This is a genomic window from Cohnella herbarum (genome assembly GCF_012849095.1).
Classification (GTDB): Bacteria; Bacillota; Bacilli; order Paenibacillales; family Paenibacillaceae; genus Cohnella; species Cohnella herbarum.
The window spans coordinates 241,180-264,074 of sequence record NZ_CP051680.1 but is presented as its reverse complement, the minus strand read 5'-3'; the positions used below and the strand labels follow the sequence as shown (position 1 = coordinate 264,074).

Below are 22,895 nucleotides of genomic sequence, written 5' to 3'. Positions count from 1 at the left end.
TTACGAATCGGCACCGCTTGCTAACGATATTGATATAAATTGCGTCCGTTATCCGTCATATCGAATAGATGAAATTTAGCATCCTTAAATTTAATATGCAAGTTATCTCGAGAGCTAACTTCATTTTCATTGTCCGTCAACAGACGAATCATCGTCTCTAGCTTATTTTGCGGATCTATCACTTTAACGAGTTTTCCGCTGCCTAAGTGCTCGACCAGATCCACCTTCATCCGAATCGCTTGCTTATCGCTAGCCTCGCATATCGCGATGTCGTGAGGTCTGATGCCGAACTGGACCGGTTTCCCGATATGCAGCTTATTCAGCTTCCTCTCTTCCGGCAGCGTATACTCGAAACCGTTCGTAACGACGACTTGATTGCCGGACTTCTCTTCAAGCGTTCCGGTAACGAGGTTCATCGGCGGATTTCCTAGAAAGCTCGCCACGAACAAATTGGTCGGATGATTAAACAGCTCGTTGGGAGGCGCGTATTGCTGAATTCGACCCCCGTTCAAGATCGCGACCCGATCGGAGATCGCTAGCGCCTCTTCTTGATCATGCGTGACGATTATCGTCGTTACTCCCAATTTACGCTGGATCTTGCGAATCTCATCCCGAACGTCTAATTTCAGCCGCGCGTCCAAATTGGACATCGGTTCGTCGAGCAGCAATATTTCCGGATTTTTGGAAAGCGCCCGAGCCATGGCCACACGTTGCTGCTGTCCGCCGGAAAGTTGGGCAGGCTTGCGATCGAGCAGGTGATCGATCTGCAGTATTTTGCTCGTTTCTTTCGCTCGTTCATAAGCTTCCAGCTTCGGAATTTTCCTCTCTCTTAGCGGGAAGGCAATATTCTCTCGCACCGTTAGATGCGGGTATAACGCATAAGATTGAAACACCATCCCGATGTTACGATCTTTAGGCTCTACATGATTCATCAGCTTGTCGCTGAAGTATATTTCTCCGGAAGTCGGCTTAAGCAATCCGGCAAGCATCATTAACGTCGTAGTCTTGCCACACCCGGAAGGTCCGAGCAAAGCTACGAATTCTCCCTTGTTAATCTCGAGATCCAGCCCATCTACAGCCTTATTGCCCGCCTGCTTACCGTCGTATTCCTTTACGATCCTTTTCAAAGTAATCATACCTGCTTCGCTCCTCCCAAGTTGACCTTCATGAAGATCTTCTGCGTAAAGATATAGAAAACAACGATTGGCAGCGTGTAGAATAATCCGATAGCCGTAATCAAGCCGTAATTGATAATGTTGTTTTCTTTAGTCACTAATTTAGACAAGTAGCCTGCCAGCGTCAGCATGTCATCGTTGAAGATGAGCAATTTGAACAGAAACCACTCTCCGTAAGCTCCGAGAAAAGAGAATACGGCTATCGCGCCGATCCCCGGCAGCACGTAAGGTACGAGTACTTTTTTGAATGCGCTGAACCGCGTGCAGCCGTCGACCATAGCCGCCCATTCGATATCCCACGGCACTTCGTCGAAAAATCCTTTCATGATATACACCCGTCCTGGAAGAGACCCAGTAATCGCCACCAATAGAACTCCCAAATACGTGTTAACCAAATTCATTTGAACCAATATGAAGAAGGTCGCGATAATTAACGTAATGCCCGGAAAGGATCTCATGAGGAACAAAAATTTCATCGTCGCCCGCTTCCCGCGAAAATCCAGTCTTGCAAAGGCGTACGCCGTAGGTACGGATATGCATACTTCAATGGCGACAATTAAAAACGAGTACACTATCGTATTGAGGACGATCGGCCATATTAACGGAAGCTTCACCCCTGCATACTCCACCGGCTTACCGAAAAACGAAAAGTTCTCCATGGAAAACTGCCCGGTCGTAAAGTTCATCGTAGCCGCTAGGAAGTACCATATGATCATAGCGATTATTGGCAAGGTAAATAACGTCATATAGGTATGAACCAACAATTTTTTAAGCGTACCGGTTGACATCATGCAGCCTCCTTCCTTAACTAATCTTCAATTCTAGATGGCTTGATCATTTGGTCGAAGTCGAATAACCGTAAGAAGAATAGTGTAAGGATAAAAGATATTAACACGACGATTAACGACACGGCAGAGCCGTAGCCGTAATATTTCAAGTTGAATGCTTGCTGATAGGCGTATAAGGACAAGGTCGTCGTATCTCTCATCGGCCCGCCGTTCGTCAATAGCATAATGAAGAAATAGGACGATACGAAACCGATCAACTCCGAAATCGTGATATACATTAACGGCCATTTTAACGTAGGAAGAATGATCTTCGTAATGACCGATTTCTCGCTTGCTCCATCCACTCGGGCGGCTTGGTACAAATCTTCGGGAATCGAGTTGATCGCGGCGGACAATAAGATCATGCCTCCGGAAATGGTGGAAATGATCGTTGCTACAATGACAATAGCCATAGCGGCTTTCGTGAACCATGACACGGGATCGGATTCCACGCCGAATTGATGCATGATGCTATTGAGCAATCCGACTTCGGTCGGGTCGAACACGTATTTCCAGAAGGTTACGTAGACGACGGCCGGAATTATGCTTGGAATGAGCCATAATACTCTGTATATGACAGCTGTCACTTTGCCTTTAAGAAAGTACTGAGTGGCAATCGATATAATTAAAGCAAAGAGCATCGAGATGGCCAAAGATAGCACCGCGAAGATAGCCGTGTTCCATAAAATTTGAGGAAGATTGTAATCCATAAAGATTCTCTTAAAATTCGTAAATCCAACGAAATTCGGCTTCATGGAAGCGTTCAAATCGGTAAACGACATTGCGATCGTGGCAATGGCAGGTAATATAAAAAAGATGAACACCAGCACAGCAAACGGCATAATAAACAAATACGGGTAGATTTTCTTAGTAAACGGTTTTTTGTAGGTTTGCCGAGTGGTCGCGTTCTCCATGTAGACTTTCACCACTTCCTTCAGAATAACTGGAAAGGTGCTCTAACCTAAGATTAGCGCACCTTTCGATAGAGTGAATCCGGTTTATCTACTCAATGATGACATTTTCTTGCGGCACGTTTTGCTTCACTTCTTTTTGGAATAGTTCATATGCTTCTTCCGCAGATTTGCCCTTGGTTAAGATGGCCTCCACGCCTAAGGTATAGCCTTTAATAAAGGTCGCGTAATCCGGTTGCGGCGGGCGAGTGCGAGTAAATTCAACCAAGTACGCATGCTCTTCGTAGAATCCCATTTCCTTAAACCGCGGATCCTCTTGAGCTTCCGGCGTCACCGGCAATTTTCCGCTTACGATCGTATGGTTCACTTGGAGATCGGGATCGAGAACATGCTCGATCAATTTTTGCACGTAAGGCATTTTCGCGTCGTCCACTTTAGGACCGACGAATATTAATGCCGGGTTACTATAGGAGGATGGCTTGCCGCCTTTGGTCGCCGAGGGAACCGGAATCCAAATCACGTTCTCTTTGAACCATGCGTTATAGCCCTCGATATCGTCCTTCATCCCGTTAGCTTCCCGCATCATTTGGTAGAATTCCGTACGTGCGAATTCGGCGAAGATGTCGCCCTTAATGAACATAGGAGCCGCTTTGTCCGTATCGATATTGCCGATCCCTTCGGTTATGACTCCTCTCTTCACCGCATCGGCCCAGAAAGAGTAGACATCCAAAGCCGGACGGGCAAGCACTAATTTATTCTGTTCCGGATTGTAGTTATAATTGCCGAAGGCGTAGTTCCAGCCTTCGAATCTGGTATCCTCTACGGCAAAGCCGACCTTAACCAGATTTTTCTTCTTCGCTTCGTCCGCTAAATCCACCAAATCCCCGAACGTAAAATCTCCGGAATCGACGCGAGCCTTCAAACCGTCTATCTGCTCATTCGTCCAGCCTAAGCCTTGAAGCGCTTTGCGACTGATGAACACGGGAGAAGCATCCATGTCCTGAATGACTCCGTAATAATGACCATCGTATTTCATGATATTCGTATAGGAATCCGGAACGCTTTTGAATACTTGGGAGTCTTTAACCCAGTCGATATCGCGGATAATGCCCGCTTCCAGCTGCCAACCGATATCTACGCTGGAGTTAATGAAGATGTCCGCCGATTTGCCGGCTTGCGCTTGAAGTATGAGCTCTTCGTCGTCGATTCCCGGCCACCAGTCGATTTTCACTTGTACGTTGTCGGCCTTTAACTCTTCGTTCAAGCGCTTCTCTGCTTCTAGAAAGTTGTCTTTGCGGGCTCCCCAAGTATTCTCGCGAACGGAAATCGAAATCTCCTTCGCTTTACCGCCATTAGCAGCGTTAGACCCGCCGGTATTACCTGCCGGAGTCGAGTTCCCGGATTCACCATCCGTCCCGCAACCCGCCAGTAACCCTACTCCCATGACCACGCTCAAAGCAGTGACAACAAACTTCTTCATACTTTGCAATCCTCCTCGTAATCTCTTAATCGTCAGCATCGCTATCGGTACAAGCTTAGTATACGGCGGCAGTGTAAACAGATGATTAAACACACGTAAACTTATAGTTTTATTGTTGTTTCTTATGAAATTATGTTGTTTTAACACTGGAGATCTCGGCGATTACGTCCTCAATGATGAATAGTGCCTGTTCTAATTGCGACTGCGTCGTAATTAACGGCGGCACAAGCGTAATGACATTGCCATTCGAAACCTTAAAACTTAATCCTCTCTCCATGCAACGGTACATGACTTTCTCCGTGGCCTCTATCGCTCTGTCTTTCGTTAATCTGCTCGTTACGAGTTCGATTCCCGCCAGCATGCCTTTTACGCGTACATCTCCGATGATTTCATGCCTGTCCATCATTTCCGTAAGCCTTTGTTCCAGGAATGCGCCCATCCGCGTCGCATGCGCTAGCAACCGATTGTTCTCGATGAACTCGATGGTTGCCAATGCAGCCGCGCAGCCTACCGAGCTCTTCTCGTGAGTGTAATGCCCGAGCGAAATGTCTTGAGCGATATCCAGATCTTCGCGAGCGATAATCCCCGCCATAGGAAACACTCCGCCGCCGAATCCTTTGCCGATCACGACGATATCGGGCACGATATCGTAATGCTCATGGACGAACATCGTGCCCGTTCTTCCGAAAGCCGTAGGAATTTCGTCCAGGATGAGAAGAACGCCATATTGATCGCACAGTTGACGCAGTCTTTGGAAGTAGGACTTAGGAGGAATCTGCACGTCCGTGCTTCGGATCGGCTCCATGATGATCGCTCCTACGTCTTCTTCTCTTTGAAGCACGTACTCCAGATAATCCAAACTCTTCCGCTCGGAATCCGCGCCGTTACCGAAAATGCAGCGATAAGAATTAAACGGCATCAAATGTTCCGTTCCCGGCAACAACGGCCCCATCTGGTTACGAAAAACGCCTTCGCCTCCGACGGATATCGCATCCAGGCTCGCTCCATGGAACGAATCCCAAGTGGATATGGTCTTGAACTTCCCCGTTGCCTTCCGGGCAAGCTTCAGGGCAAGTCCGATCGCGCTTGTTCCTCCGGGCGTTAATAGTACTTTGTTCAGATTGCCCGGGGTAAGTTCGACTAGCTTCTCGGCCAGTTGTACGGCAATCGGACTCGTATAACGACGGGGGAGAAAGGGCAGGTCGTCCAATTGCTTCTTAACCGCATCGATTACGAATCGGTTCTTATATCCGACTTGATGCACGCTATTGCCATGAAAGTCCATAAACTTGCGGCCGTCCATATCCTCTATATAAATGCCTTCCGCATTCGTGATGACGTTCATGCAAGGCGTCGACATCGATTGGTGCAGGAAATATCGGCTGTCTTCCTCCAGTACCTCCAACGTTTGCTGACTGAGATGAGCTTCCTGCCATCCCTTTCGCTCCGTCGATAAATTAATATCTCCTTCCGTTCTGGAGAAAGATTTAATTTCCACGGGGCTTGTCCCCTTCCTTCAACTGCTCATTAACCAATTCGACGATATCGGGCAAATGAGACATCTTTTCTACCACGTAGTGCGCTCCGCATTCCAAGAATCGCTGTTTGGCCGCGTCAATATGTTCCCGTAGCACGCTGTGCTCCATCGTTCCTACTTCCTCTTCCGTCAAGCCTAACATCGAGCTCCCTTTCACGACTCCGACTGCCCAAACTCCTGCGTTAATCGCCTCTTGGATATCCGATGCCGTATCTCCGACCTTAATGACCTGCGATGGGACTCCCATATCCAGATGAATCATATTGGAATAGATCATGTAAGGATTCGGACGGCCCTTGCCAAATACGGAATCCGGCGTCACCCAGTAATCCGGCGCATAGCCTTTCTCCCGGGCATTGCTTGCGACAATCTTCATCATCGCATCGTTATACCCCGTCGTTCCGCCGATCTTCAAGCCGTCCCGCCGCAATCGATTCACGACGTCCACGACGTGCTCGATCGGTTCCGCGAATCTATGCAAGATTTCAAGCAGCTTCGGTTCGAACTCGTCATGCAACTCGTCCACGTCGCTGTTCCGATAGGGACGCCCCATCCGTTCCTCGAATAATTTACCGATACGAGGCATCTCGAGCATCGCCTTGATATGGTCCCATTTCAGCAGCCCCATAGGTGCCCGAACTTCATCCATCGTCGGTTCGATTCCTCTGGACCTGAATATATCCAAGAACACATGAACGGGCGCCATGCATCCATAGTCGACCGTCGTCCCTGCCCAATCCATAATAATCCCTTGTATTTTCATTTTCGTATACACTCTCCTGTTGTATGGTACGTAATGTATTAGTTCGCTGAATATCGGATGCGCTACATGTTCTGAATCAGATTCCGGGCCCATTTGTTCGAACGATATCTATAAAATCCGATGCATGCCTTCGATACTTCCTCCAAGGTAAACATGAGATACACCCACTCAACCGGCCAATGAAAGAGATAAGCTCCAGCGAACACTAACGGCAAAGCAATGAGCCAAGTGGAGACGAGTATTAAATTCATCGTGTACAGGTTGTCGCCGCCCGCTCTGAACATTCCGACTATCCATAAGTTGTTTAAGAAAAACATGACCATAACGATCGCTTGAATGATCATCACGTTCCGAAATGACGATTGGACCTCGCTGCTTAGATTCGGAAATAAGTGAATAAGAAACGGACTTAGAAGGAAAATCGCTATACTTACGACTATCGCCGAATACAAAGCAATTCGAGTGAATTTACGGGCATAAATAATGGCTTCGCTCGGATCCTCCCGGCTTAGCTTCTGACCGATCATGACTTTGGCAGCGTAAGCAAAACCGAATATGCCCATCATAAAATAACCGTTGAACGTGTTAGCCAGTTGATATGTCGCAAGCGCCGCCACCCCGATATGTCCGAAGGCTACCGCATATAACATATTCCCAACCGACCATAACCCTTCATGGAACATCAGCGGCAGCGTTGTCGCATACACTTTTTTCACAAAAGAGAAATCAAAGGAGAATATCTCCTTTAAGGTGACATTGACGTAATAGCTCTTCCCATAGACATAGCCGATCAAAATGAACCCGCTCATCATCGACGAAAGCAATGTCGCCCAAGCCGCCCCTACGATCCCGTATTCGGGAAATCCGAACTTCCCGTAGATGAGGACATAGTCCAAGAGGACGTTCAGAGACATCGCGATAATACCAACGACTAAAGTCAGCTTTATTCGGCCGATCGAACCTAGCGCGTTACTATATACGTCCTTAATAGAATTAATGAGAAACACGAACACGATAACCGATAAATATTGTACGCCGTAAGCTACGGCCGTCTCATCCTTGAGAAAAAGGGACAGGATAGGCGCCTTAAACCAAGAGACCAACGTAAACACGATCAACGTAACGATGACGCTGGAAATCAACATGAGACCAAACGATCTTTTGACGTTTACGAGATCTCCCTTGCCATAAAACTGCGTAATATAAGATGCAATTCCGAAGATCGCGGACAAAATCATACTCAGAATAAAACTGATTTGTCCTGCGGCCGCCATGACCGCAACGGCGGTGTCCCCCAAGCTTCCGACCATGAGCGTGTTAATCAGCGAGAACGAATTCCCGATCAGCATTTGTAAGATAGAGGGGACTACGAGCCTCTTCATATCCTTGCGAAATTCCAAATCTAAGTTGCTGATCACGCTTCCTCCTACTGTAAGTCGGCCGGGAAAATGGGATTGGACCAAGCGATATTTCCTTCGAAATCCACGCATTCCACGCGGATATATTGCTCTTTGCCATCTACCAGGTAGATTCCGTTGCTTATGGGTGAAGCGTCTTTGTTGTATAAAGTACGTCCGTTGTAAGGATGCGTAATGAACTTGATGAACTTTACCGGGGAGCATTCGATCCGTAAGAAGCCGTCTTCCACGCGCAGATCGTATATTTCAGGACCGTTCGACGAATAGTACCGACCGTTCTTTAATGCGTTAATAATGGACTGTTGTTGCAGTTCCTCGGATTCTACGCTAACCCATCCGCCGAAAAATTCGGAGATGGCGGTATCGATTTCTCCTCCGTGAGCGTCGTCCGCAGCTACTCCGAACACCTTGCGACCGTTCTTAAGCAAGTAATCCCAATGGCTTACGCCGTAACCGACCGCTTCGTCGAGCTCCGATTGATGGTTATAGATTTCGACAGCGAAATATCCCTGCAGCGCGAGTAAATCTTCCGGTTTGTTCCTCGACCATTCCGGGTGATTCATGATGATCTGATTGCCTTTATGGCGCATCTCGTCGATCATGCTCTGAATCGTGTCCAAGCTTTCGTAATCCGGTTTGGCATGCTCTTCGTCATGCTCGAACTCGCTTTCCGAATTTAACGAACGATCCAGCAGGCCGTGAACGTGGTATTGCTGTCCCGTCTTCCGCCAATTCATCTCGCATGCCATTTCGTAACCGTCTAATAGAATGAACCGGTCATCGTCATAAGCATCGGACTTAAAATAAATCTCGTGATCGCTCAGGCACATGAAATCATAGCCTTTATTCTTGTATGCGTTAATGACGACTTCAGCGGCATACTGCCCATCACTTCGAGTAGAATGCGTATGAAGATTGCCCTTGAACTTGCGATTGCGTCCGTCCAAATAGATGATCGACTTCATTAATGCTCGTCCCCCTCAAGTAAATCCGCAACGAACACCGGATTGGACCATGCGACGTTCCCGTCGAAATCAATACATTCCACGCGAATGTACTGCATATCCTCTTCGATCGGCATCGATGCCAAGGTCAGTGGCTTACCGTTATCGCAATTACCGACGAACGGCCCCCGTAGCGGGAAAGCTTTAAACATAATGAATTTGCATGGGGAGCATTCAATGGTCAGCTGTCCATCCTCTACTCGCAGATCATAGATTTCCGGACCGGTGCTGGAATAAAAATAACCTTGTTTCAAATTACTCACGATGTCGCGATGGGTTAAAGCATTCGCTTGAACTTGCACCCAGCCCCCGCCGTATTCGGGAATTTTCCAATTCGGGTTATGTTCGTGCGAATCATCCGCCGCGATCCCGAATACCCGCTTGCCATTCTGCAACGCATGGTCCCAATAAGCAGCGCCATAGGAGCTTACGGTCGACCATTCCGTCGCATGGTTATAGATTTCGGTCGCAAAAAACCGATCGTATTCGACCATGTCGTCGAAGCGCGTTAAATGCCATTCCGGGTGATTAAATATAACCAGATTGCCGTGGGAACGCATCTCGTCGATCAGCACCTGCGGAGAATGGTCTCCTTCCCAGGGAATCGGCGTCGGAAATGTCTGCAGATGTTCGAATCTTGCTTGAACTGGCTCTTCCGTAGGATCGTCTATCACGCCGAAATGGTAGCCCGGATCTTTATCCGCGACCGGATTCAGTCCTCCTCTTTCCATACCTGGAATCGTGATGAACTCCGCGTTATTAAACTCATCCGTTCTCGTATAAACCTCATGATCGCTTAAACATATGAAATGATAGCCCTTCTTTTTGAAGGCTTCGACTACCTCGGCGGCCGGAAGCGAACCGTCAGACCATGTCGTGTGAAGATGCAGATTGCCTTTATACGTTTTTTCATTTCGGTCTAAATAAATTTTGTTTTTCATATGCTCTCCTCCAGTAAGATGATTTTGCTTTCTTGTGTTTTCATCTTTTATTATGTTGTTTGTGATCATCATACAGCCAACAATATTCGGTTTCAATCGAATTGATCTTATTTAACGACGCGTTAACAAAGTTAATAAAACCCGTCGATCGAGATCCGCTTTAAGAAACGCGCCGAGTTCGGTTGACAATACAAAACAAAGGAACTAGAGTTAGAATGAACATTCTTTCTATTAGTGGTGTAAAGGAGGAACGCAATGTTCGAAAAATATAAACCGTCAAAGAAAAAAGTGTTGGAAACAACGCTTAGACTCCTTCGGGAAAATGATTTGCAAGCAACGTCGATGTCCATGATCTCGAACGAATCGGGGGTGTCTATGGGGAGCATTTACAATACTTTTTCAGGGAAAGAAGATATTGTGAATGCGCTATATACCAGCATTGTCGAATTTCAGACTGAAGCGGTGTTGAAGGGATTTTACGACGAAGCTCCGATCCCTCGGCGATTCGAGAATGCGTGGGAGAGAGTTGTTCAAACGAGCATTGATTATCCGGATGCTTTTCAATTCATGGAACAATACTCCTTCTCTCCGTATATTTACGAAGCTTCGAAGAAACTAGCGTATGAAAGCAACTGGTGCGGTCCCTTGTCTCAATTGTATTCCGAAGCGATTCAAGAGGACTTATTTATCTCCGGTAATCCTCGATTGATGGTGCAGATGCATTGGGGAACGATAGTCTTTTTAGTAAAGGGACAATTCCAAGGCAATCTCGAGCTGTTGCCGGAGCTTGTTCAAATGGCGATTCGATCTTGCTGGAACTCGGTTAGCACCTCGAAAGGTTTCAATTTGTCTTTTGAAGATTGATTGTTAGCAAGATCATTTTTCAACCGCTTGCGTGCCGACCCTAAAGAGGGCTCGGCAATTTCTTTCAACAAATTAGAATGAATGTTCACTACAAAAACATTGGAGGTTTTACGAATGAAAAACAAAATTGCACTTGTTGCGGGAGCTACTAGCGGTATCGGAAAAGCTACGGCAAACGAACTGGCCACGCGTGGAGCAATCGTATTCGTTGGAGGTCGGCGGGAGCAGGAAGGTCAGATGGTTGTCAAAACTATTAAGGATAACGGCGGAGAAGCCTATTTCTTATCCTTAGACGTGACGGATGAGGAAAGCGTGAGCCAAGCTATGAAGACGATTGCGGATCGCTATGGCAGGTTAGATATCGCTGTCAATAACGCAGGCGTCATGAAGGAATACGCCCCTATCGGTCAATCGTCTAAGGAATTACTTATGGCTACATTGAACACGAACGTAATTGGCATATATTTGAGCATGAAATATGAAATTTTACAGATGTTGCAAAATGGAGGAGGCGCGATCGTCAATGTTTCGTCGACTACGGGCTTGAGACCTTACGCTTCAGCAGGTGCTTACGTGGCTTCGAAATATGCAGTCGAAGGACTCAGCAAATCGGCGGCACTAGATTATGCAAGTCAGGGAATTCGAATTAATACCGTGGCTCCAGGACCTACGCGAACGGATATGGTCGGAAATGATGAGAACGTAATCGCACAGTATGCTGAGAGGAGTCCAATAAAGCGGATCGGAGCCGCAAGCGAAATCGCTAAAGGCATTGTTTGGTTGCTATCGGATGAAGCGAGTTATACGGTTGGAACTACGCTTGTTATCGATGGCGGAGCCGTTATGGCTTGAGGAGACGATAATCCCATGACGAAACCATCCAAATCGATTATGATTACCGGCGCTAATTCAGGACTTGGCTACGAATGCGCTAAGCGCATCGCTCAAGCTTCCCCCGAGTATCAAATCGTCATTGCGGGTAGGAGTGCAGAACGAATTGCACAAGCGACGCAATCGCTCGTACGAGAGACAGGTGTTACTCGATTCACTCCCGTGCAATTGAATCTGGCTTCGCTTGATTCCGTTCGATCATTTGCGGAGCGTACTCTCAAGTATTTCTCACGACGATAAGGCTTTTACTCCGCTTCCGAAGCCGGTATTGAAAAGCGTAGATGCATTAGCCAGCCCCCTTCCTTCGGAAGGGGAGTCTGTTTCCGATTCTTAGGCAGAGCTTATACGACCTCCAAATTATGCATTCTCATGTTTGCTTACGAGATGGAAAGAAAATTACGAGAAGCTGGTCGTGGGAGATTACCGTCAACGCGTTTGATCCGGGCGGGATGTTAACCGGGATGGTTCGCGAATGGAAACCCGCAACGCGATTTATGATGAAGATGCTGTGGCCGTTGCTCCGATTAGCACCAAATGCTAGCACGCCACGTAACTCGGCCAATGTTTTGGCCGAACTGGTTATTTCCGCAAAATATCGGAAAGCTTCGGGAAAATTCTTTAGCATGATCGGTTCCTATCGAAAAGGCGCCAAAGAAAAACGGTCATCGACGATTTCATACGATAAGCAAAAAGCCCGAGAGCTATGGGAAGGAAGCTTAAAGATCGTTGGGTACCCTCAAATGGGAAAAAATCTGACGAATTGACTGCAGTAGCAACGATTTTCGTGATAGGATATCAACTAATGGATTTTAATTCTCAATCCATAATCACGAATTTGAGCAATCTATAATTACAAATCACTGTTGGAGTTGAATCGGATGCTCAAAGTGAGTCGGGATGATGAACGTCCCATTTGGCAACAGTTGCTTGACCAAGCGATCCATAATATTACGACAGGAAAATGGCCGCCTGGCGAGTTGCTGCTCCCATCCCGCGAGCTCGCGCAACTGATCGGGGTTTCCCGTTCAACCATCCAAAGCGTATATGAGGAGCTATTCAGTCGCGGATACACCGTTACCTCTCGCCGCGGCGGAACCAGAGTCAGCGAATGGACATATAAGCCCCTCTCTGCAACCGAAGTTCCGGCTCAAGGGCCTATTCTACCGGAATTGCCGCTATTAAACACCGCTGTCGGACATCTACACAGCTGGTTTGGAAATAGGGAATACGGAAGAGATGAGATCGATTTCAGTCCCCATGAACCGTATTTAGATGAGCGCTTTCTGGCAAATTGGCGCCAATCCTTTATACAAGCCTCCACGGAAACCGACCTGGACAGATGGTCCTACGGTGACCCTTATGGATTCCTACCCCTGCGAGAACAAATTCAGCGTTACTTATCTCTCGAACGTGGCATCCATGTGAGTGTCGATCAAATCCTGCTGACCTCAGGCGCACAGCATGGCCTCGATTTAGTCGCGCAAGCCCTGTTACATGAAGGAGCAACCGTTTCTGTTGAAGATCCCGGCTTCCCTGCTGCCTGGATGGCGATGAAGTACCGGGGAATGAACGTTGCATCCGTCCCGGTCGACGAGCATGGGCTATGCGTAGAACTCATTCCCACTGAGTCCAGACTTGTGTATGTTACGCCATCGCATCAATGCGCGATTGGCGTTATTATGTCGGAGCCTCGCAGGCAACAATTGTTGCATTTGGCTGCGGATCAGAGGTTATGGATCGTCGAGGATGATTACGACAGCGAATTTCGCTATCGCGGCGACCCGCTCCCCACTTTGTTCAGTCAGAGGCCTCAGAATACGCTGTATTACGATGAGCTTTTCCAAAATGATCGCTCCCGGCATTCGAATGTCGGCTATCGTTGGTCCCAATGACGCCATTCATCAGCTCGCTCGGGTCCAAGAATTAACTTATCGTCATCTTCCGATTATGGAGCAACTAACGCTCGCCCGGTTTATCAAACACGGTCACTTCATGCGGCATATGAGAAAAGTGCGAAATGTATACCGGCGCAGACACGCAGCCATGACGAAAGCCCTCGTAGCGACGGGTTTGAGCGAGCGCTTCATGCTTAGCGGCGCAGAAACAGGACTGCATATGCTGCTTGAGGCGGAGCCGTCGTTTGACGAGACTGCCATGACGAGCTTGGCTCTGGAAAGAGGCATCCGGATCTATCCGCTCAGCCGGTATGGTTTGGAAAGCAAACGAAAAGGCTGGATACTCGGCTTCGCTAAAGTGGATGAAGCGACTATCGAAGAAGGTATTGAACGTCTGGCAGAGCTCCTCTTAAACAAGTAGTAGCCCTGCCAGCACCTTATCTGCGAGAGTATTCGATTGCTCTGTACCTGTATCCTTGTTCGTGCTAATCATCCTGACGCGCATTTTCGTTCCAGTAATAGCTGTCCGGCAAATAACGCTCTCCGAATACTCTTGTCCCTACGCGAATAATGGTAGCCCCCTCCTCGATGGCCACTATGAAATCGCCGGACATGCCCATCGAGAGGACGTCCATTTCTACGCGCGGGAAGCTTCTCTCCCGGATTTGCGCTTGTTTCGATTTCAAAAGCCGGAAGCAATGCCTGGTCTCCTCGTTCGTCGCATTCAGCTTGCCAATCGTCATCAACCCTTTAATGTTTAACGTTTCGAATCGGGACAGTTGCTCTGCCAGCTCCACAGCCGACTCGGGAGAAGCCCCGAATTTGCTTTCCTCGTTGGAAGTATTGATTTGTACCAGAATATCCATCGTCTTGTTCTCTTTGACGAGTTGCTGGTGCAGAGCCTGTCCCAATTTCAAACGATCCACGGAATGAATGAGAGTCGCATATTTGACGACATCCTTCACTTTGTTCGTCTGCAAATGTCCGATAAAATGCCATTCCACCTGATGATATTGCTGCATAAGCGGAAATTTGTCGCGAAGCTCCTGCGCTTTGTTTTCCCCGAAAAGAGTCTCCCCTGCCTGCATCGCCATTTGCAATTTTTCAAGCGGTACCGTTTTTGTCGCGAGCAATAGCTTCACGTCTTCCCTCTTGCGCCCCGCGGCTTGGCACGCCAAATCCATCTGCTGTCTTATCGTTCTGAGATTCTCTTCAACCATGCCCATATCTTCTCCCCTCCTGCTGCCCCCAATTCAAAGGAGATATAGAATCATCCCATGCGTATTTGTTTGAGGAACACAACGTAGTTTATCAAATTATGGTTTGTTTATATCTGTCCATAATTTATATTTTTGAGCAATCCATAAAGCGTTAATCTCATCGAAAATAGTGCAAAAAAACAGAATTGAACAATATAAAAACCCCTTCCGAAGAAGGGGTGAAGGGGTATGGTATGGTGCGGTCGAGAGGACTCGAACCTCCACGGCTGTTACACCACTAGAACCTGAATCGCGCACGCTAAAGGGAACTAAGCGGAAAACATGTCCCTTTAGGGGAACCAAAAAACCGCGAAAAGCCTATAAAAACAAGGGACTCCGGTGTTTCACATCGCCTTTCCCTAGTGCCGCAAGGCGTCTCGGGAATTCAACAAAAAGCGACCAAAATTGCACGTTTGAGAGAACTCGGAGAGAACGACACTCGCATCAGCCCTGCTCCACTACCATCGACAAATTTAGCGGAGCAAAGCTACATAACTTTTATTTTTTTGAAAAAAGTGAAGTAATCAACCTTCAGGGAATACGAAATTTACATTCAAGTCAAAATCAATCAGTCCGGCAAGCTTGATCGTCCCTTTGTCAAAGGATTCCGCAGAAGTATTAAATACGACTCCGTCTGCACTAAATGAAGCATTTGAAAAACTGATCTGGCAAAGAACGTCTCCAATGGCTTCCATACAAGCAGGCTCTATGTGTGATTCGAATAAGTCCTCAGCTGCATATTGTACATTTTTGCCGATCGTTTTCACATCCATTTCCTTTCTCCAATGCCACGGTATCATCTTACGACCTCTGCGCCATCTTTCTACAAGGTGGACATTCTCAAGACCGTCTACAGCACTGTGACCTACATGCTCACTAACAATGACCTGTAATGTTCCCTTTGTTCTCTTGATCCCTGAAGATAGTGCCTGGAAGACTTTATTTACTGCCTGTAATTCTTCATTCTCTGAATCCTCTTCTGTATTATCAGGAAAGTGAGTTTGGCTCGGCTGATCAATAACAAATAAGCTCGGAACATACGGGATATCTTGGAAAAAAAAAGTTCATGTAGTGCCAACAAAGTTGTAACATGATATCCGAGCCAGTTAGCACCGCTGCCAATTTCACGAAGCCACGCAGTGCCTCCCTTTTCGTCAATGACACGAATAGTTAACTTATTTGTATCAAGTTGAATGAGGTCGTCACCCGTCTCTAATTCCAAAATTTCTCCGTAATGACCTGCAAACCTTGAGAATTTAAACAAAGCAGTTTCTTTCCTTTGCGCAAACGTGTCAAAGTCAACTTCCTTTAATAACTGTGCCTCCTCATCCTTCAACGCAGCAATCTCAATTGCAAATCCCCCTTCATCTGTAAGCGACTCATGAAGATTAATGAACTCCGCAGTTCTACCTACAAACATTGCGCGTTGCTCTCTGGAAGCCTGCATTTCTTCAGTTTCTTCCTGTATGTACTCACGTTCAGATCTCACCTGACGAAGCTCAGACTCTTTGGCTGCGATTTGTTTCTTAATATCTACCTCTTCGGCATCCAACATTGGTGGAACGAGCTCAACAGCTTTCCATTGTGCTTCAACTTTTGCAGTAGAATCAATTAGTTTCTTAAGCTCTTTGGAAGAAGTGTCGCTGTTGTTTCCACAAAGAGGGCATACATGATCGGAACTGAGTCGATCAACTAGCCAAGAAGTTGAAGAAAGCCGATTCCGTTTTCTAGAGATGTTCATTTCCGAAGTTGCCCTTGCCAGGGAAAGCTCTCTTATTTGAGTAACTCTCACCCTGAATGTTGTGATTTCAGAATTCAGTATGGCTTCGCGTTCACGTAACCATGAAAGTCTTTCTGTGTTGTAATGGTGACCATCCGGATCCCTGTATGTCGGATCTTTCTTCCAAATAGCGACGATATCTTTAAGTCGCTCGAACAAAACTTGAGTATTCATATCATCGGATTTCAGTGAAGGAACCAGACCGTGCTGTGCCGCGGCTATGTATCTTCCTTTGACCTCACCCGAGAAACTCTCAATGTTTATTTTCAAGGCATCGAGTTGTCGCTGTTTCCGTTCAATTAATCGTCTAACCTCTTGTAAGCGATGCTGTTTTATCAAGGTTTCAGCGTCGACTACCCCTAATACCAATGGGAATATCTCTCGTAATTTCTTGGCGTGTTCCTCAATATCTGCTTCAAAGAACATCGTTTCATTATTCGCAACTATCCGCTGTGGCTGAAACATAAAAGCGGTCATGTCAGCAATAGACGCCCTTCCGAAATCGGCCACGATTGATTGCTCGAGCGAATCATAGAAGGCGCCGTGGACGACAAAGCGCGTCGTGTCGTCGATGAAGAGCACGAGGTATACCGGCTTCTTCTCCCCCATTCGTACCGATAGGTAGGTGCGGCCCCGTCTTAATATCCGATTGCCAGAGTGCGTTACGGTGTCTCTTTTGGAAGCGCCGAGCAGCAACGCCCTGGGCTCTGTACATTCGCATCTGGCGTGAACTGTAGCCGCGCGAGGTTAGCCGGTCTTGCAACGTACTGCGCTTGATCTCGCCGCATGCCTCCATTTTCACAGCGAAGTATGACTGACGGAAGGGGATAACGGAGGGAAGACAGACGGCGACCCGATCGGTCCGCCGCTTACGACGATGGAACCGCCGTCCGTCATACGGAACAAAGCTGTCCCGTCAGGTCGAATGGCAACCTGTGGAACAGCCCTGCTCGTTCACCACTCTAAATTGCCGGATTACTGGATGTCATCCACCTTGATGAAGATCGGCTTCTCGCTGACGTTGACCGTCACCTTCCCGCCGCTGATCGTCAGCGCGCTCGACACGCCGTTCGTGTTTCCGTTGGTTATCGTTATTTGCGTCGCATTCGTCGGCGTGCCCGCCAGCGTCATTTGATATCCATTCACTTCGTTCTGGCTGTGCGTCGGACTCCATACGGCGTAGGCGCCGCTGTTGTCGGTCGTGCTCTTGAACTTATAGATGAGCACGTTCGGATTGCCGGAGCTGACTTCGCCCGCATAGGTCATGCCGGCGAGCGCGTTTTTCATCGTGTACACGTAATAATACGATTTCTTCGGCAATTCCGACGTAAGCGGATCGCCCGTAATAATGCCGACGAGGCCGGAGTTGGCGAATTGGGTCGGATCGTTCGGGTTGTTATCCGAGAAGGCGAACATCTGCGCCCGATCGATGCCGGCCGCGGCTGCGGCCAAATATGTCCGCACGATCCACTGCCCCTGCACGTCGTACGTGTCGAACGTTCCGACCGGAACGGCATACAGGTTCGAGCCCGGATGCGTATCCCAGCCGAATTCGCTCAGCCATATTTCCTTGCCGGGCAAGTATCGGTTGCGATAGTCGACGAACTTCTCCAGAAGCGGCTTAAAGCCCGCATCTTCAGGGCTAAGGCCGGTCGTATCCGGACCGCCGAACCCGTAAGCGTGAATGTTGATGACGTCGATCGGGAAGCTGCCGTTCCGGTAATAGTCGGACCACACCTTCATCCCCTTGATGTAATCGAGCTCCGGGATATACAGGCCGGCCATGACCAGCTTGGAGTTCGGGTCGGCGTTTTTGACGCCTACGGTCGTGCCCATCCGTCCTTGGTCGCCGTCATAATCGGCGCTGGACAAGGCGGCGAATTCATACGGCGTGAAGAACGAATGTCTTGAGCTCCAATCGGTGTCGTCCTCATTGCCGTTCTCATAGTAGCGAATGAGGTTGAGCCCCGTGCTGCGCGTCTGACCGGCTGCCAGCTTCAACTTGTTGTCCGCGACCGCCGTGCTGCCGTAGCGTGCGGCGAACTGGTACATATGGTCGGCGTGGGCGGCGTAAGAGGACGGCAATGCCGGATCCGTGCCGGGCGGAACTTTGTTGTTGGCTCCGCCGGCCAGCCATTGCACGCCTCCCTGCACCGCAGGCGAGACATTGATACCGAGCGTATTCAGCGCTTGGTAGAAGCCGTCGAAGTTCCAACCGCCACCAGCCCAGCTCGGGTTGAATTTGTTCTTATTGTTCGGGTAGCCGGGATAAGACGTGTCGGGATTGCCCGGCCATGCATCGCCTTCGTCCCAATACCAGTTATGATATTCACGAATGTTGCCGAGCGCCTGCAGCTTCGTCGGCGAGTTCGTGATAAAGGCGTTGGCGCCCATGAACTTGTCGATTTCCGGCAGGGCATGCGGCGTCGGCGAAGGCACGACATCGATGTTCGTCCCCTGGCTGCGGCCGTATACGATAATTTCGGGAACGTACAAATTGCCGTCCGTAATCTCGACCTTCAAGTAATGCGTAGACGACATGTTGACGGCGTGATTCGTCCATTGCGTTGCGGGAGCCAGCAAGGAATCATCGAACAGCTTCGTCCATTCGAACGGCGATCCGGCATACACCGTGAACTTCAACCCGGCGGGACCGCCGAATTTGTCATAGACGAGAATGTTGTTGATCTCGTAATCCTGACCCAAATTGATGATCGCCGATCCCATTCCGTACAGGAAATTGCCGCCCGGAAACCAGTTCGTTGTCGGCGCCGATCCCGGAGATCCGTTCAAGGGATCCCCGACCGCCGCCTGCTCGTCGACGAGGTTGCCCGGCGTGCCGCGCGCGGTTTCGCTCAGCACCATGGACGGATCAAGCGGAATTTTCCCAAAGGCGCCGATTGTGCCCGTCAGCGTAACGATAGTGGCGACATTGGACAGCGCCGATTGGTTTTCCATTTCGTCGAGCGTAACCATGGCAAAATAATACGTCGTGCCGGACGTCAATCCGTATACGGTCATCTGCTGCTTCGTGCCGGCGGCTGTCGGAACCGGTTCGCCGGTCACCGGCGTCGCCGACGCCCAATTGCCCGTGTTGATCGGAGACGTGCTGTAGCGGATGTCGTACATATCTGCCGTTCCGGTCGCGCCGTCGTCTCCCGGCGCCGTCCAGGTCAGCTTCGCCGATACGATCGTCGGTCTGGAGGCATTTAGATCGGTTACGGCTCCGGGAGCCGTCGTATCGGGCGTGCCCAGCGTCGTTGCCGTCGGCGTGTTGGACAGCGCCGACGTATTGGCGGTCGTAACGGTAGGCGAATAGTAATAAATATCGCTGGCCTTGAGCGCAAAATAGTAAGTTGCCCCCGGCGATAAGCCGCCCACCGTCATCGATTGCGTCGTGCCGGCTTCCGTCGGGGTCGGCTTGCCGGTTACGAGCCTGGCGGTCACCCAGTTGCCTTCCGTAATCGGATGAGTGCTGTAACGGATGTCGTAGCTGTTGGCGTATCCGTACGGCTCCTCGTCGTTCCCGGGAGCCGTCCACGACAGCTGCACGCTCGACTCGGACAGCGTCGTCGCCGACAAATTCGCGACGGCGTCGGGAGGCGTCACATCGCGTGAGCCGCCGCGGCCAAGGAAGCCGATCTCCGAAATCCGCGCGTCCGCGCTCGCCGACGTCAGCTCGAATTTGAAGCACGACGTCAAAATGTTCACTTCGAATTCCTTCCATCCGGCCGCGCCGCTGAACGAATCGGTCACGAGCAGACTCCAGGCTCCCGGGTAGCCGGTGTAAATTTTGAGGATGCCGGTGCCCGCCGACTCGTACACGCGGATTTTGTGCACCGAGCGGGTCGTATCCCATTGATAGCCGAAGTCGTAAGTGAATACCGCCGGATAGCTCGAAACATCCCATGCTGTAGCAGTGTTGCCGTCGACAAGGCGAGACTTGGTGCCGCCGCCGGACTGAATCGTGATCCCGCCGTCGTTGACCGAGAAGCCTTCGGCACTGAGCAATGCGCGGCTGCCGATATTCGAGATCGAGGAGACGTTGCCGGCATGGTCGGTCGTCTTCATCGCGAAATAGTAGGTCGTGCCGGCCTTCAGCCGACGTACGATTTTGGATTGGGCCGTACCCGCCGCGGCCGGAACCGGTACGGCGACGACCTGCGATGCGTTGTTCCAGGATGCCCCGACCGTAATCGGAGACGTGCTGTAGCGAATGTCGTACGACGCTGCCGTGCCCGTCGTGCCGTCGTCGCCCGGCGCCGTCCAGTTCAGAACGAGCGACGCTACCGACCATCTCCAGTAAGAGTTGTCGTTCTTGTCGTCCGTCACCGACAGGTTGGACACCGCGGCCGGCGGCGTCGTATCGGAAGACGCGGTCGTCGCAAGACTGACGACGTTCGACAGACCGGATTCGTTTGCTACCTCGTCCTTCGTCTTGATCGCGAAATAATACGTCGTTCCAGCGCTAAGCCCCGTCACCGTGAACGATTCGCTCGTGCCTGCCGCCCCCGGGACCGGCTCGCCGCTCGCCTGCGTCAGCGTCGCCCAGTCCGCGTTCGTGAAGCTCGACGTACTGTAGCGAATGTCGTACGACGTTGCTGTACCCGTCATGCCGTCGTCGCCCGGCGCCGTCCACGTCAGCGTAATCGTCGTCGGCGTAGCTCCGGTTGCCGCCAGATTCGCAACCGCCGCGGGCGCTGTCGTATCGCCGCCGCCAAGCGCGACGGACACGATGTTGGACAACTGTGAAGTATTGTAAAAGGGAGAGCTCGGCGTCACGTATCGCTTGTCATTCGACTTGATCGCGAAGTGATAGGTCAAGCCTGCCGTCAGACCGCTCACCGTCATCGACTCAGGGCTGCCGGCTTCCGACGGATTCGGTTCGCCCGTCGCCTGCGTCGCCGCATTCCAACTCGTCTCGTCCGTAATCGGCGACGTACTGTAGCGCACGTCGTACCCATCAGCGAATCCGAACATGTCGTTGTCGTTGCCCGGCGCCGTCCACGTCAATTGGACGCTCGTCGTCGACAGCGCCGACGCCGCGAGGTTGTCGATCGCCGACGGCGGCGTCTCGTCGCGGGGCGCTCCCCTTCCGAAGAAGCCGATCTCCGACAGCTGCGCGTCGCCGCTCGGCGACTCCAGCACGAACCGCAGCCTCGACGTGAGAATGTTCACCTCGATGTCCTTCTGGCCCGCCGCGCCGCTGAACGAATCGGTCGCGATCAGCGTCCAGCCGCCCGGCCGTCCCGTATAGATCTTCAGCGTGCCGGTGCCGGCCGATTCGTATACGCGCACTTTATTGATCGACCTTCTGCCGTCCCACTCGTAGCCGAAGTCATACGTGAACTCGGCCGGGTAGCTCGTCGCGCCCCAGACGGTCGCCGTGTTGCCGTCGACCAGATTTGCCTTCGTGCCCCCGCCGGAGACGAGCCCGACCGACCCGTCGCTGAGCGAGAAGCCGTCCGCGCCTAGCAGCGCTCGGCTGCCGACGTTGGAGATGGCCGACACGTTGCCCGATTTGTCCGTCGTCTTCATCGCGAAATAGTAGGTCGTGCTCGCCTTCAGCCGGCGCACGATCATATTCTGCGACGTGCCGGCCGCCGCAGGCTTCGGCTCGCCGACAACCTGCGTCGCTCCGTTCCACGAGGCGCCGTCCGTAATCGGCGACGTGCTGTACCGGATATCGTACGACGTCGCCGTCCCCGTCGAGCCGTCGTCGCCCGGCGCCGTCCACGACAGCCGCAGCGAGGCGACTGACCATTTCCAGTAAGAATTGTCCGTCTGATCGTCCGTCACCGCCAAGTCGGTGATGGCCGCCGGCGCCGTTGTATCCGGCGGATCGGCGTGCACGACTGCCGACGGCAGCGCCGTGGTCAGCGCCAGCAGCCAGGCGGCGGATAACGCGAATAACCGTTTTCTCGTTCTAGTGATCATCATATCCCTCCATAAGCTTTGGATCGCCGTTGTTTTCCTTCCGATTGCTGCGGTATTTCGTCTTCATCGGCAACTCTCGCCTCTAGTTAATCGTGCCGTTAGCGCCGCCCCACCCTCACCTCCTTGGCATCGTCGTTCCACTGCCGCGCTACCGCGGATAACGAAAAAAACGCAGATTTGCCATCCCTCGTTCGGAAAAGTCGTCTGCGGTCA

At 50.4% G+C, this 22,895-nt stretch carries 16 protein-coding genes and 2 pseudogenes; 4 read left to right on the top strand and 14 right to left on the bottom strand.

The features are described from left to right. Positions 1 to 20 precede the first annotated feature (20 nt). The 9 genes from HH215_RS01175 to HH215_RS01135 form a co-directional block, all read right to left on the bottom strand. The gene (locus tag HH215_RS01175; RefSeq protein WP_169278232.1) at positions 21 to 1,136 is read right to left on the bottom strand and encodes an ABC transporter ATP-binding protein; all 1,116 of its coding nucleotides are present in this window, start codon (positions 1,134 to 1,136) and stop codon (positions 21 to 23) included. Beyond that, positions 1,133 to 1,966 carry a carbohydrate ABC transporter permease gene (locus HH215_RS01170; RefSeq protein WP_169278231.1) on the bottom strand — a complete coding sequence of 278 codons (834 nt, stop codon included), beginning with the start codon at positions 1,964 to 1,966 and terminating at the stop codon, positions 1,133 to 1,135. Before HH215_RS01170 ends, HH215_RS01175 begins: the two co-directional genes overlap by 4 nt. A gap of 17 nt (positions 1,967 to 1,983) precedes the next feature. Then, on the bottom strand, positions 1,984 to 2,916 hold the full coding sequence (locus HH215_RS01165; RefSeq protein ID WP_169278230.1) for a carbohydrate ABC transporter permease: 933 nt from the start codon (positions 2,914 to 2,916) through the stop codon (positions 1,984 to 1,986). A gap of 88 nt (positions 2,917 to 3,004) precedes the next feature. Beyond that, positions 3,005 to 4,393, bottom strand: a complete 1,389-nt coding sequence (locus HH215_RS01160) for an extracellular solute-binding protein (protein ID WP_169278229.1) — start codon at positions 4,391 to 4,393, stop codon at positions 3,005 to 3,007. Between the two features lie 130 nt (positions 4,394 to 4,523). Next, positions 4,524 to 5,891, bottom strand: a complete 1,368-nt coding sequence (locus HH215_RS01155) for an aspartate aminotransferase family protein (protein WP_169278228.1) — start codon at positions 5,889 to 5,891, stop codon at positions 4,524 to 4,526. Next, a complete protein-coding gene (gene phnX / locus HH215_RS01150; RefSeq protein ID WP_169278227.1) occupies positions 5,881 to 6,693 on the bottom strand; it encodes a phosphonoacetaldehyde hydrolase in 813 nt (270 codons plus the stop codon). Before phnX ends, HH215_RS01155 begins: the two co-directional genes overlap by 11 nt. A 62-nt stretch (positions 6,694 to 6,755) precedes the next feature. Further along, complete coding sequence (locus HH215_RS01145; RefSeq protein ID WP_169278226.1) at positions 6,756 to 8,111, bottom strand: MATE family efflux transporter; 1,356 nt, start codon at positions 8,109 to 8,111, stop codon at positions 6,756 to 6,758. An 8-nt stretch (positions 8,112 to 8,119) separates the two neighbouring features. Next, complete coding sequence (locus HH215_RS01140) at positions 8,120 to 9,076, bottom strand: PHP domain-containing protein (protein WP_169278225.1); 957 nt, start codon at positions 9,074 to 9,076, stop codon at positions 8,120 to 8,122. Continuing rightward, entirely contained in the window at positions 9,076 to 10,056 is a 981-nt protein-coding gene (locus tag HH215_RS01135) for a CehA/McbA family metallohydrolase domain-containing protein (protein WP_169278224.1), read from the bottom strand. The genes HH215_RS01140 and HH215_RS01135 overlap by 1 nt, the downstream gene beginning before the upstream one ends. 255 nt (positions 10,057 to 10,311) lie before the next feature. On the opposite strand from HH215_RS01135, the gene HH215_RS01130 reads away from it, so the two are divergent. From HH215_RS01130 to pdxR, 4 genes and pseudogenes are all read left to right on the top strand, one after another. Further along, positions 10,312 to 10,920: a TetR/AcrR family transcriptional regulator gene (locus tag HH215_RS01130; protein WP_169278223.1), complete on the top strand. Its 609-nt coding sequence runs from the start codon at positions 10,312 to 10,314 to the stop codon at positions 10,918 to 10,920. A gap of 114 nt (positions 10,921 to 11,034) precedes the next feature. Continuing rightward, entirely contained in the window at positions 11,035 to 11,772 is a 738-nt protein-coding gene (locus HH215_RS01125; RefSeq protein ID WP_169278222.1) for an SDR family NAD(P)-dependent oxidoreductase, read from the top strand. Positions 11,773 to 11,787: 15 nt separating this feature from the next. Further along, complete coding sequence (locus HH215_RS01120; RefSeq protein ID WP_169278221.1) at positions 11,788 to 12,051, top strand: SDR family NAD(P)-dependent oxidoreductase; 264 nt, start codon at positions 11,788 to 11,790, stop codon at positions 12,049 to 12,051. A 638-nt stretch (positions 12,052 to 12,689) separates the two neighbouring features. After that, positions 12,690 to 14,127, top strand: a pseudogene (gene pdxR, locus HH215_RS01115) (MocR-like pyridoxine biosynthesis transcription factor PdxR). Positions 14,128 to 14,191: 64 nt separating this feature from the next. Here the strand turns inward: pdxR and HH215_RS01110 are convergent. The 5 genes and pseudogenes from HH215_RS01110 to HH215_RS01095 all read right to left on the bottom strand — a co-directional run bounded on the left by HH215_RS01110 (position 14,192) and on the right by HH215_RS01095 (position 22,685). Continuing rightward, entirely contained in the window at positions 14,192 to 14,932 is a 741-nt protein-coding gene (locus HH215_RS01110; protein WP_169278220.1) for a YggS family pyridoxal phosphate-dependent enzyme, read from the bottom strand. 557 nt (positions 14,933 to 15,489) lie between these two features. Beyond that, a complete protein-coding gene (locus tag HH215_RS37220) occupies positions 15,490 to 15,984 on the bottom strand; it encodes a DUF3732 domain-containing protein (RefSeq protein ID WP_510549638.1) in 495 nt (164 codons plus the stop codon). Continuing rightward, positions 15,909 to 16,385 carry a DUF3732 domain-containing protein gene (locus HH215_RS37170; RefSeq protein WP_445662480.1) on the bottom strand — a complete coding sequence of 159 codons (477 nt, stop codon included), beginning with the start codon at positions 16,383 to 16,385 and terminating at the stop codon, positions 15,909 to 15,911. Before HH215_RS37170 ends, HH215_RS37220 begins: the two co-directional genes overlap by 76 nt. Before the next feature lie 843 nt (positions 16,386 to 17,228). Then, positions 17,229 to 17,529, bottom strand: a pseudogene (locus HH215_RS37165) (transposase); the annotation flags it as partial. 191 nt (positions 17,530 to 17,720) lie between these two features. Beyond that, a complete protein-coding gene (locus tag HH215_RS01095) occupies positions 17,721 to 22,685 on the bottom strand; it encodes a fibronectin type III domain-containing protein (RefSeq protein ID WP_169278219.1) in 4,965 nt (1,654 codons plus the stop codon). Positions 22,686 to 22,895: the final 210 nt, after the last annotated feature.